Annotated in this window: 10 protein-coding genes; 9 read left to right on the top strand and 1 reads right to left on the bottom strand. The window is 51.6% G+C overall.

The window, feature by feature from the left end:
• Positions 1-80 precede the first annotated feature (80 nt).
• Entirely contained in the window at positions 81-2393 is a 2313-nt protein-coding gene (locus CRG97_RS08680) for an AraC family transcriptional regulator (protein ID WP_202618891.1), read from the bottom strand.
• 198 nt (positions 2394-2591) lie between these two features.
• Between CRG97_RS08680 and CRG97_RS08685 the strand changes: the two genes are divergently transcribed.
• The 9 genes from CRG97_RS08685 (at position 2592) to CRG97_RS08725 (ending at position 13008) form a co-directional block, all read left to right on the top strand.
• A complete protein-coding gene (locus tag CRG97_RS08685) occupies positions 2592-4130 on the top strand; it encodes an extracellular solute-binding protein (RefSeq protein WP_098742652.1) in 1539 nt (512 codons plus the stop codon).
• A gap of 211 nt (positions 4131-4341) precedes the next feature.
• Positions 4342-5877, top strand: a complete 1536-nt coding sequence (locus CRG97_RS08690; RefSeq protein WP_098742653.1) for an extracellular solute-binding protein — start codon at positions 4342-4344, stop codon at positions 5875-5877.
• Positions 5878-5961: 84 nt separating this feature from the next.
• Positions 5962-6921, top strand: coding sequence for an ABC transporter permease (locus CRG97_RS08695; RefSeq protein ID WP_098742654.1), 960 nt, complete (start codon positions 5962-5964; stop codon positions 6919-6921).
• Between the two features lie 20 nt (positions 6922-6941).
• The gene (locus tag CRG97_RS08700) at positions 6942-7820 is read left to right on the top strand and encodes a carbohydrate ABC transporter permease (RefSeq protein WP_071222846.1); all 879 of its coding nucleotides are present in this window, start codon (positions 6942-6944) and stop codon (positions 7818-7820) included.
• Positions 7821-7839: 19 nt separating this feature from the next.
• The gene (locus CRG97_RS08705) at positions 7840-9279 is read left to right on the top strand and encodes a family 43 glycosylhydrolase (protein ID WP_098743087.1); all 1440 of its coding nucleotides are present in this window, start codon (positions 7840-7842) and stop codon (positions 9277-9279) included.
• Between the two features lie 16 nt (positions 9280-9295).
• Positions 9296-10414, top strand: a complete 1119-nt coding sequence (locus CRG97_RS08710; protein ID WP_098742655.1) for a hypothetical protein — start codon at positions 9296-9298, stop codon at positions 10412-10414.
• 177 nt (positions 10415-10591) lie between these two features.
• Positions 10592-10909, top strand: coding sequence for a cupin domain-containing protein (locus CRG97_RS08715; RefSeq protein WP_098742656.1), 318 nt, complete (start codon positions 10592-10594; stop codon positions 10907-10909).
• Positions 10910-10979: 70 nt separating this feature from the next.
• A complete protein-coding gene (locus CRG97_RS08720; protein WP_098743088.1) occupies positions 10980-11789 on the top strand; it encodes an alpha/beta hydrolase in 810 nt (269 codons plus the stop codon).
• A 193-nt stretch (positions 11790-11982) separates the two neighbouring features.
• Positions 11983-13008 carry a dienelactone hydrolase family protein gene (locus tag CRG97_RS08725; protein ID WP_098742657.1) on the top strand — a complete coding sequence of 342 codons (1026 nt, stop codon included), beginning with the start codon at positions 11983-11985 and terminating at the stop codon, positions 13006-13008.
• Positions 13009-13084: the final 76 nt, after the last annotated feature.

Genomic DNA, 13084 nt, shown 5'->3' on the forward strand with positions numbered 1-13084 from the left:
CTAATTGTAGATTCTCTCCAGCAGGAATAGTACGGGACACAGGTGACCTTTTTTGGTAATCTGATGCCGTTTTACAAGGTTTATTGTCCGGTTTTGTATTTGCTGCGATATTGCCCAGGCGTCATCCCCTCCAGCTTGCGGAAGGACCGGATAAAGTTCTGCGAATTGTTGTAACTCAGCTTCTCCGCAATATCCTTAATGGGCATATCGGTTTCGACAAGCCATTTCTTGGACATTTTGAAGCGGTACTGGGACAGGTATTCGCTGAAGGACATATTGGTTTCTTTTTTGAACACGCTGCTTAGATAAAAATTGTTGTAATGGAGGCGCGAAGCACATTCCTCGAGCGTAATATTACGGTCAAACTCATTGCGGATGATCTCGATCATCTGCTCGGAGAGATTCTGGTATTGAGAGTCCTGGCGATCCCGGAATACACTGACCATCGGCCGGATGATGCGGGATTTAAACCAGCTTTCAATATCGTGATTGGTGTAGAGCCGAAGAAGCTCCTCCACGAGAGAGCTGTCCCGGATGTCGAGCTGCTCGAGCATGATTCCGTTCTCCTGCATCACGATCATCAGATCATTTAACAGCCGGATGAGCGAGATTTGATAATCATGCGGGGTCCGATCCTTCCGAAACACTTCGTGCAGCCACTGCTTTAGAAGCTCCACTGCCCGATCTTCATCAGCCAGCTTGATGGCATCAATCAGCTCGTTCTCCACCTGCATCGGGTAGAAATAGACCCGGGTGTGCTTGCCCGAGTTCAGGCTGAAATAAGGGATAATGACACCGGTCCCCAGCTTGATGCGGTGTTTAAGGGCTTCGAGCCCTTCCTGGTAAGCGCGTGCCGTTTTGGATAGGTTCTCGTAAGGCAAACTGATGCCGATGCTGACCTCCAGATCGAGAAAATTGCGCGTCGTCTTCTGGATCTCCTCCGATAACGTATAGATATAGTCGTTGAATGCTTCCAGCGTGATACCGCCTCGTCCGATGAGCGTAACCTGCGTGAGATCGATAATGACAGAGGGGAGACGATGGGAGGAGGGGATCATCTCCTCAATGATATTGTTGATGGCAAACAGCAGCAGATCACTATCCTTGCGTTCATAGCGGGTTTCGTCCAGCATATCGATCTGAAGGGTAAATACCGCCAGATGCTCCCAAGCGGATATTTGCTCCTTGAAGCCGAACAGCTCGATCTGCTCCATCACTTCGGGCGGACTGCTCTTGCCCAGAAACAGCTTATGGAGGAAAAAGGTGCGTACCTGCTGGCTGGTCTGCCGAAGCTCGCTGCGGAGCTTGGTGTTCGAATTGAACATGTCCCGGATATGTTCGTCGATGATTTGCAGCTCGCTCTTTTTGTTGGCTTGGATTTCCGGCAAACGCTCCACGATATTTTCAAAAATGTGCCGGATGGGCGTGTACATTTTCCGTGTTCCAAGCCACACCAGCAGAATGCTGAAACCGATCATCAGCATGCAGATATACAGGGTAAACCAGCCGATGGAGCGGGACTCCTTCGTAATGGCGGACATTTCGGTAAAGGAGGCATACAACCAGCCGTTAAAATCGGACCGGACGTACGTAACGGATACCGGCTTGTTGTCGATCCTCGTCTCGAACTGCCCCGATTTATTGTCAAAATGGCCCAGCTCCGCCTCCTCATACCCGGTATCGGTCAGATATTGCCCGAGCTTTCCTTGCTCGGGATGTACGACGATCCGGTAATTGTGGTCCAGAACCATTACCTCCCGGGATTCGGAAGGGGTATCCATCATAGCGGCGAGACTGCAGCTGGGAATGGTGGCGAGCGCGACACCCCGGGCGCTGGAGGAAGAGAGCGGCATTTTCTTCACAAGCGCAATCGTGTAGGGGCAGGCATAACTGAGTGTATCGCTGGACCCGAGGGATTCCGTTTCAAGCATCACCCAATTGGAGTTCCCATGAAGCTCCATGAGCGTCAGCAGCGCATCTCTGGAAGCGTATTCATTAAATTCGTACATGCCCCGGTTATTGATCAGCCAGTTGGTTGTCGTATTCGCAAGGATGACGTCCGTAACCTTCGTTTCGGGAGATTGCAGTAGACTCATCTCTTCTCTCAGCTTGTTATACAATTGGAAGTCATAGTAGGACAGGGGCCGATACAACGCGCTTTGCAGAATATTGGAATTAATGACGTAATTCAGTGTATAATCCACGGTCCGCAGCACCTGTTCGAGATTGCTGTTGGTTTGATTCATAATCTGGATATTGCTGCTGTTGACGTGGTTTTGAACGGAGGTGGATGATTTCATGAACGAGAAGAAGCCGAGGGCCACAAGAGGAATGATGCTGATGATGCAGCCGAACAGGACCATTTTAGAATAATAGCTACTTTTTGGATGCAATAGATACACCTTCCTGTTTAACAAAGTGTATAATCATTGTATGGGCAACCCGGGTTACATTCAATAATCATTTCGAAAAGAATAATCACTGTATTTGATCATCATGACTTGTCATGAAAAAAGATGTACATATGTTATGATCATTTCAAACACATAGGATCCGCGAGAAACATGGGGGAACGGAGGTAGAACGGATTGATGACCCGTCTGTCAAACTATGTCATTCTTACACTCGCTATTCTGATGGTATCGGCTGCATGCATCAGCATGGCCCGATCATCGGGAGCGGATGGCGGAAGTACGCCTTCTGATCGCACAACCAGCATTTCGATTATGGCCAACCTGCACACCGCCGAAGTTCCCTCCGATCGGATCGAGAAATGGATCGAGGAAAAAACGGGCGTTCAGCTGAACATTCAGTGGGTACCCGACGGGAGTTATGATGAGAAGGTATTTGCTTCGCTTGCAACAGGGACTTTGCCGCAAGCACTGTATCTGAAGAATGCCGCATCCTTGTCCTATTTCAGGGATGAGATTCGGAGCGGGCTATTCTGGGAAATCGGCCCGTATCTTAAGGACTATCCGAATTTGCAGAGATTGAAGCCCGAGGTTCTGAAGAATACGGCCATCGATGGTAAACTGTACAGCCTGTATCAGGAACGTGCCTTAGCCCGTTCAGGCATCATCTACCGTAAGGACTGGGCAGATCGACTGGGACTACCGGCACCGGAAACGCTTGATGAATTATATGAAATGTTGAAAGGGTTTACATATGAGGATCCGGACAACAACGGTATCGATGACACCATAGGTTTGACGGACCGAAACGATTTGATCTATGGGGCTTTCAAGACGATTAGCTCCTATTATGGAACTCCGAACAATTGGGGATGGTATAACGATTCATTGCAGCCGGAATTCGTCTTCCCGAAGTATATGGAAACGATGAAATTCTTCAAGAAGCTTCACAGCGAAGGATTGATAAATGAAGACTTCCCGATTACCAGCAAGACCGACCAGCAGGAGCTGTTCGTAACGGGAAAAGCTGGAGTCTATATCGGTGCGATGGGGGACGTACTGTCCCTGGAATCAAGGCTGCTGGCGAATGATCCCAAGGCCGTGCTGGACGTTCAGAATCGGATTCTCGGGCCGGAAGGGTACGGGATATGGGCTTCACAGGGGTACGGGACGGTGATCTTGTTTCCGAAGTCCGCGATTGCTACGGAAGAGGAATTGAAGAGCGTGCTCTCCTTCTTTGACGCACTGATGAGTCCCGAGCTTGCAAACCTGATGTATTGGGGAATCGAAGGGATCCATTATACCGTTCAGGATGGCAAAGCGATGGCGGTGGATGCATTTGAACTAAGGGAAAAGGATGTAAAGCCCTATCAGGCTTTAATGGCCGGAGGCTTCAGCACCATACCGGGCATGCTGCAGCCGGTTACTCTAAATCAGGCGAAGGATAAGGCCGAGCGGCTAATTTACGATAATGAGCGTTTCCTCATCTATGATCCCACCGCACCGCTGGAGTCTCCGATGTATAATGAGATCGGCGTCAGATTGAATGAACGCATGCGGGATGCCACCTATCAATTTATGCTAGGGATGATCGATGAGCAGGGATTTGAGGCTGAGATCGATCGTTGGCTGGAAGAGGGGGGCAGGCGGATTATCGAGGAATATAATGCTTCATACCGAAGCACGGTCGGACCCTATTTACATGAGAAATACCGCTAAGGGATTGATTTCCCCGGCGGTATTTTTTTGTTGTGCCATGGCGCGAGCAATCTCATGGACAACATAATCATTAGATTTGATTCCACTCCATTAAATCCCGGGCGCGACCGAACTTCCCATATCCAATCTGAGGATTATATACGTACCAGACTTCCGTCATCTAAGCTGTTTCTTGTCAGTCCATATTCAAATTTAAAACGGAGGTCAGAAGATGAAGAAGAATAAAGCCAGTACCATCCTGGCAATTGTAACCGCTTTATCCTTGTTGGCGGGCTGTGGCGGCAACTCCGCCCCTGCAGCAACCGGCAGCTCAAATGGCAGTCCAGCGCAGGGCGAGAACAAGGGCGAGCCGGTAACCATCTCGATTATGGCCAACCTCCATACCCCTGAAGTTCCCTCCGACATGATTGAGAAGCTGCTGGAAGAGAAAACAGGTACCAAGCTTGACATTCAGTGGGTGCCGGACGGAACTTATGATGAAAAGGTCAATGCATCCTTTGCAACCGGAACGCTGCCGCAGGTGACGTACCTGAAGAATGCCGCCTCGCTTGTAAATATGCGGGATGCGATCCGCAACGGGCAATTCTGGGAGATTGGGCCATTGCTGGATCAATACCCGAACCTCAGCAAGCTGAAACCTGAAGTGTTAAAGAACACGGCGGTGGACGGCAAAATTTATGCGCTATACCGTGAAGTGCCTTTGTCGCGTCAGGGCATCATTTACCGCAAGGATTGGGCCGATAAGCTTGGACTCAGCGCCCCGACCAATGTGGACGAATTCTATAATATGTTGAAGCAGTTTAAGGAGAAGGACCCTGACGGCAACGGCAAAGACGACACCATTCCGCTGACGGACCGGAATGACCTGATCTACGGCGCATTCAAAACGATAAGCTCGTGGCTCGGCACACCGAATAACTGGGGCGAGAAGGACGGCAAACTGGCTCCCGAGTTTATGTTCCCCGAATATATGGAGACGATGAAATTCTTCAAGAAGCTTCACCAGGAAGGCCTGATCAATCAGGATTTCCCGGTTACCAGCAAAACGGACCAACAAAATCTGTTCATTACTGGCAAGTCGGGTGTATATATCGGAGCGATGGGGGACGTATCCAGCCTGCATCCCAAGGTCGTTGAAGTGAATCCGGATGCGGAACTCGATGTTCAGAATAAAATCGAAGGAGGACCGAATGGCTTCGGAATCTGGTCGGTTCCCGGCTATGGCTCGGTGATTCTCTTTCCGAAAACAGCTATCAAATCAGAAGAGGAACTGAAAGATGTGCTGGCCTTTATGGATCAGTTGATGAGCCCGGAGCTTGGCAACCTCATCTATTGGGGAGTTGAAGGACAGCATCACAAGCTGGAGGAAGGCAAGGTCATCCCTTCGGAGGACACCAAGCTGACCGATCGCGAAGTGAAGCCTTATCAAGCGATGCAGGTTGGGGGGCCTTTAACGATCGAGGGATTTTATGAACCGAAGCATATGCTCCCTGTCAAAGCGAAATCAGAGGAAATGATCATGGAGAACAATGATTATCTTATTGAGGATCCTTCGGCTTCGCTGGATTCCAAGACGTTTAACGAAAAAGGTGTACAGCTGCAGGAGATGATTAAAGACGGCACGTATCAATTTATGCTTGGCGATATCGATGAGGCCGGATTCCAGGCGGTCGTGGATAACTGGCTTAAGAGCGGCGGTCAGCAAATCATCGATGAGTTCAACGTATCCTACGAATCATCCAAATAACGAACATGCCAGCATCCCGAATGGCCGGGGACTGCGATGCTGCAGTCTCCGGCAGGCTTCGGGATAGAAAGGAAGTCTGAGATCATGAGCGAAACCGCAGTGAAGACCGGGATGAGCAAGAGCGCCCCCAAAATACCGGAGTCCGGTCGAATGAGGAGAATCATAAAAAACCGGGCGATCTACCTCATGATTCTTCCGGGATTTTTATACTTCCTGATCTTTAAATATATCCCGATGTCGGGATTGATTATAGCCTTCCAGGATTATCAGGCTTATCTAGGCGTTACGGGCAGCCCCTGGGTGGGGCTCAAGCATTTTGAGCGGCTGTTTACCGAGCCGATGTTCTTCACGATTTTGGGCAACACGCTGCTGCTGTTTTTCTTGAACCTGGCCTTCTATTTTCCCGTGCCGATCATTCTTGCCTTAATGCTCAACGAGGTTCGGCGCGAAGTGTTTAAACGTTTTATCCAGACGCTGGTGTACATTCCCCACTTCATGTCCTGGGTTATCATCGTATCCATTTCGTTTGTCATGCTCTCGATGGATCGCGGAATCATTAATGAATTGCTGGTTATGGCCGGATTCGAAAAAATCAATTTCCTGATGAGCAGCGAATGGTTCAGGCCGATGTATGTCATGCAGATCATCTGGCGGGAGGCAGGCTGGGGGACGATCATCTATTTGGCTGCCATGGCGGCGATTGATCCCGGTTTATACGAAGCGTCCCGGATCGACGGGGCCAGCCGCTTTCGGCAAATGTGGCATATTACGCTCCCTTCGATTCGAAGCGTGATCGTCGTTTTGTTGATTTTGAAAATCGGCGATGTGCTGGAACTTGGGTTCGAACATATCTATCTCCTCTTAAACTCAATGAACCGGAATGTGGCGGAGATATTCGATACGTATGTTTATACCGCAGGTCTGAAGCAAGGTCAGTTCAGCTTCAGCACGGCGGTCGGGTTCTTTAAATCGCTGATCGGTCTTATTCTGGTGATGCTGGCCAATTGGCTGGCCAAAAAAGCGGGAGAAGAAGGCATCTATTAACTACAGAAAGGTGGACCGCTATGGTACAAGATAAAACGATATCGAGCCGAATCTTCGATATCGTGAACTATACGCTGCTGTTGATCATTGGCCTGGTTACCATCCTGCCTTTCCTGCACGTCATCGCCGGATCCTTCACAACCGTGACGGAGCTGGCGCAGAAGCAGTTTGTCCTGTTTCCGACCGTATGGTCGCTTGATGCTTACAAATATGTGTTTTCAACCAATACGGTGTTTCGCTCGCTTGGCGTTTCCGTGGGCGTCACCTTTTTGGGTACCTTGTTCAGCATGCTGTTAACCTGCTTGATGGCATACGGACTGTCGCGCAGGGATCTGGATGGCCGTAATTTCATCATGTTCATGGTTCTGTTCACGATGCTGTTCAGCGGAGGAATGATCCCAACGTTTCTCGTGGTGAAGGAGATGGGGCTGATCGATACGTATGCGGCGCTGATTGTCCCGACGGCGATCAATGCCTTCAATCTCATCATCATGCGTAACTTCTTTCAGAACCTGCCTGAGGGATTGGAGGAATCCGCAAAGATCGACGGGGCCGGCGATTGGGGCATCCTGTTCCGAATCGTGATTCCGCTGTCGATGCCTGCTATTGCGACCATATCGCTCTTTTATGCGGTTACCTACTGGAACACGTATATGTCGGCGATTTTGTACTTGAATGATGCAGCCAAATGGCCCGTGCAGGTCATCCTGCGGCAGATTGTCATCCTTGCCAGCGGTTTGGCGGCAGACACCTCCGGCATGGACGAATTTGTCCGGCCGCCGGAGCAGACGGTGAAGATGGCGGTCATTGTCATTGCCACACTGCCGATTCTGTGCGTATATCCGTTCCTGCAGAAGCATTTTGCGAAGGGTGCGCTGCTGGGTTCAATCAAGGGATAGAGAGGAGCGAGGGATCGTGTTGGAAAAGAAACAGTATGCACCGATCATTGCTGGCAATTATGCCGACCCGTCGATCATCCGGGTTGGCGAGGATTATTACATGACACATTCCTCCTACAAGCTGACGCCAGGTCTCGTCATCTGGCATTCGCGTGATTTGCTAAATTGGAGCCGGGTTGGGGCAGCATTGCCCCAATACGAGGGGGACGTATGGGCGCCGGAATTCGTGGCGTATAACGGCATGTATTATATTTATTATCCGGCAGCGCGAACGAACTGGGTCGTAACGGCATCCAGTCCGACGGGACCGTGGAGCAAACCGATCCATTTGGGGATCAAAGGAATTGATCCGGGGCACACGGTAGGACCGGACGGAAAGCGTTATTTGCATATGTCGGGCGGTGATTTTGTAGAGCTAACGGCGGACGGACTCGCGGTCACAGGCGAAGTGAGGCATGTGTATAACGGCTGGCGGTATCCGGACGATTGGGTCGTGGAGGCTTACAGTCTGGAGGGGCCGAAGATTACCGTTCACGATGGATATTACTATCTGACGGTGGCAGTTGGGGGGACAGCTGGACCGCCCACAAGCCATATGGCCGTGTCGTCAAGATCCAGAACGCCATGGGGACCTTGGGAGCACTCTCCGTTCAACCCGATTGTTCATACGGAATCCAGGGATGAGCCCTGGTGGTCCAAAGGACACGCCTCGTTGATCGACTCCCCGGACGGCCAGTGGTGGATGGTCTACCATGCTTATGCGGGCGGGTTCCATTCGCTGGGCAGGCAGACCTTGCTCGAACCGATCGAATGGACTTCAGACGGATGGTTTCGTGCTGCAGAAGGTCGTGAGGGACTTATTGGCGAGTACGATCGGCCGCATGATGAAGGTGAAATAAATGCTGTGAATCAAGGTGTTACATTCAGGGATACCTTTGCTGGAACTGAGCTGGGTTTGCATTGGCAGTGCGAAGGCGTGGAGCCTTCCGCCCGGTTCCATCCGAGGAATCATGAATTGGTAGCCGAGGCGGCATCCGAGGAGGCAAAAGCTTCTCCGCTGCTCAACATGGCAGGCCATAAGCGTTATTCAGCAGAGGTCGAGATCATCGTGGAGGGCCCGGCAGAAGGACGTCTGCTGCTCTATTATAACGATACGGCATATCTCGGGATGGGAGTCAACGAGCGCGGGGTCCGGCATTTCCGGTCATTTAAGGGCTACGGCACGATGCCGAATGATCAGCGCAGGGCATTTTTGCGTTTGGTTAACGATGCGCATATCGTTTCATTCTATTACAGCTTCGATGGGTTGGAATGGCTCCGGTATGACAAAGTGGCGGATGTTTCAGGATTCCATCACAATACGTTTGGCGGGTTTCAGAGCCTCCGCATCGGACTGGATGCCGTCGGTAAGGGCAGGGTGATTTTTCGGAATTTTTCATATAACGTCATAAGCAGCTGAAAGAAGGGATAGGGCAATGACAAAGAGATTAGAGGACATTCTGACGGATGGCGACGGGTTGTTTGAAGGTTTCTTCGAATGGCTCGAAGGACAATATGACGCTGCTTCCGGCGGCTTTTATTATGCCCGCAGTTCAAGGGATTCCGATGCGTTCACGCCGGACATCGAATCGACGGCGCAAGCATTGGGCATTATCGAGCGCTGCGGGCTTCAGCAAAGGCTGGCCGATGATATTAAGACGGGCATCGTGCGTTTTTTCCAGTCGAAGCAAGACCCTAGGGCGGGGTATTTCTATGATGCCGATCCCAGGATGAAAAAAGACGATGTGATGGTGGGACGTGCACTTGGCTACAGCGTAGGAGCACTCCGAAAGTTGGGTGCAGCCCCTTTGCATCCGCTGCCGGGCAATCGGAATATGGCTCCGGCATACTGCCGTTCTCCTGAGGCTTATGCGGAGTGGCTGCGTTCGATCAGTCTTGCGAACAGCTGGCGCGGCTGCGACCGGCTGTGTAACTCGGCCCCCTATTTAAATCAGATGACGCCTGCGGATCGGGAGCCGTTCTTATCTAAAGCTCTCTCTTATTTTGCGAGTATACAAGACCCCGTGACAGGGTTGTGGGGTGAAGGCACCCCTTATGTGCGAATATCGGGAACTTTCAAGCTGTTGACATTCTATAACCAGTTTCAGGCTCCCCTGCCGCGGACGCCGGAAATATACCGTTCCCTGCTGCACGCTCTGCGGAACGAGAAGGCCGTTGACATGTGTTATATCCGGAACCCGATCAGCCTCCTGACCTCGATGAAGCTGCGCGTCCCGGAAGAGGACGTTCTGGAGATCGCGGAAATCACCTTGCGGAATATGGCGCGGCTCAAGCGGGCGGACGGCGGATTTTCCAGGGAAATCGATCATTCCCCGCCGGCACCGAATGTGGCCCAAGTGAAGCAAGGTGAGTATTATCCTGACATGCCGGAGGCGGTTCCACTGGGCAAAGGAGAGATCGAGGGGGATATGAATGCGGGAACGCAGGCAATTCTTATCCGCTATTCGCTGCATGAGCTCGGGGGGGTGCAGGAACGAAAGCTGAGTATTTCTGATTCTGTGTTCTCATCTCTACGAGCAGGCACGGGTAGATGATATACGAATCAAGACTTCTATATATAGGATCAATCAGTTGAAATGACTCTCTGAATTTTTATGACATCGATAATAGGAATACATAGACCCTTCGGCGAAGAAGTTATGAAGTTTTTTTAATTTAATGAATCGATGAACGCGAAAATTTGGTGCTTGGATTAGCAGAGGAGGAGGATCATGGCGGAAATCGGAGTTTGGGAACAAGCGGAGCCCGGGGTATCAAGGAAGGTGTTTCAACCCGGAACCGGGCTAATGATGATGGAGGTGCATTTTGAAGAAGGGGCGGAAGGTGCATTGCACAGCCATCCCCATGAGCAGATGAGTTACTGTCTGAAGGGCGCCATCGAATTTTATATCAACGGTGAGACAACTCTGGTGCGTCAGGGAGATACCATCGTCATTCCCGGCGGGGCGGAGCATGGGGTAAAAGCACTGGAACCCTCCGCCCTTTTGGATACGTTTACACCGTTGAGACTGGATTTGCTTGGTCTCTGAGTGCATAAAGCTGAAGGAAATGAAGAAATGACTAATAGACTTGATATGAAGACAGAAAGGAATGGATATGATGAAGCTTTGGGAACAGGATATCCCCGGACATGAGTCGGTGGAAGAGAAATTCACACCCTACATGACACCTTATCTATTACAAAAGGACACGCCTCACGGGGCCGTGCTTGTGCTTCCGGGCGGCGGGTACCAGCAGCGCGCGGATCATGAGGGTGATCCGGTTGCCGTGTGGCTGAATTCGATTGGGCTATCGGCCTTTGTCGTTCATTACCGGGTTGCCCCTTATCGCCATCCCTATCCGCTGGGCGATGCCCAGCGTGCAGTGCGGCTTGTAAGGCATCACGCCAAGGAGTGGAATATCGATCCGGACCGTATCGGAATCCTCGGGTTCTCGGCAGGCGGACATCTAGCCGCGAGCGCCAGTACGCATTTCGATGAAGGAAACCCGGAGGCCGTGGATGCTGTGGACCGGCAGAGCTCCCGCCCAAACGCTTCCATCTTGTGTTACCCGGTCATTTCTTTTAAGAATTATTACCATGAGGGCTCCATGTCCAAGCTGCTGGGAGATGACCCGCCGGAAGAGTTGAGAAATGCGTTGTCTCTCGAGCGCGTGGTGAAACCGCAGACCCCGCCATCCTTTCTGTGGCATACCGCGGACGACGGCGCGGTTCCGGTTGAGAACAGCCTCATGTATGCCAAAGCGCTAAGCGAGCAGCGCATCCCGTTTGAGCTTCATGTTTTCCCTGAGGGCCGGCATGGTCTTGGTCTTGCGGAAGAAGATGCCAGTGTTTCGCAATGGACGGGCCTGTGCGCGGGCTGGCTGCAGAAGATCGGATTTCTGTCGCAAGCGAACGTGCAGGGAACGTAGGACAAAGCAGCATACCTTGAGCATTCATGCAAAAAAACAAGCTCATCTGAAAAATTCAGATGAGCTTGTTCGTATAACCTAAAGATCAGGACCGGCCTCTAATCTCCTGTCGGAGGAACAGGACGTAAGAGATGGCGAAGCAGATCAGCGTAGCTATGGTCAGTCTGGTAATTAAGAAGGCGGTGAGTACGGGATGTGGCGCGCAGATGCTTTGCTGGAGTCCATGTATAACGAAGCCATGGGACGAACGAAAGACAGGCAGGTTGCCATGAGTGCCGAAGAGCGCAAAGGGTATTTGAAGCAGACGCTTCGGCAATTGATCGGCGAATTCGAATCCAATGACAGGCATAAGCCTGTGCTGCTCGAACAGGAGCCGTGTGACGGATATATTCGGGAGAGGGTGGAGCTATCCGCCGTACCAGGTGTATCCTTTCCGGCGTATGTATTAATTCCGGAAGGGAATCAGGGGAAGCCGATGCCAGCAGCCGTCGCTGTTCATGGTCATGGCTATGGCAGCAGGGAGATTGTAGGGCTGAAGCAGGACGGCTCAAGCGATCCTGATGCATCTGGTTTACATCGGCATTTCGCTGTCCAGTTGGTACGACGGGGCATGGTGGTGATCGCTCCGGATGTAGCCGGTTTCGGTGAGCGTCGCCTTGCGGCGGATCTCGCGCGGAATCCGGATGCCCCGAACTCCTGCCACCGGCTGTCCACCGGGCTGATGATGCATGGCAAGACACTCGCCGGTCTCCGCGCAGCCGAGACGCTAAAGGCATTGGATTATGTGGCCGAGCGTCCCGAGGTTCAGGCCGACAGAATCGGCATCATGGGCTTTTCGGGAGGCGGGCTTATCTCGTTCCTGTGCGCGGCGCTGGATGAACGGATACGGGCTGCCGTGCTTGCGGGATATCCCAATACTTTTAAGGACAGCATTATGGCGGTGCAGCACTGTGTATGTAATTATATCCCCGGCATGCTGAACCATGCCGAACTGCCGGAATGGATGGGGCTGATCTCTCCTAGACCCTTGTTTCTGGAGTCGGGAACCCATGATCGGATATTTCCGGCTGCCGGCCTTGAAGCCGCGGCTCATGAGCTCAGGGAAATATATCGGCGTACCGGTGCGGAGGAGAAGCTTCGAACCGATCTGTTCCCCGGGTCACATGAAATCAGCGGCCGATATTCTTACGACTGGTTGTTTGATCGGTTAAGCAGCTAAAGACTTGTGACGGGTATATTACTTAGCCGTTTCTTATCAGGTACTACTTGTAACAGGTCATCGCGCTTATGGGCCG

Source organism: Paenibacillus sp. EZ-K15 (genome assembly GCF_002573715.1).
GTDB lineage: Bacteria > Bacillota > Bacilli > Paenibacillales > Paenibacillaceae > Paenibacillus_AQ.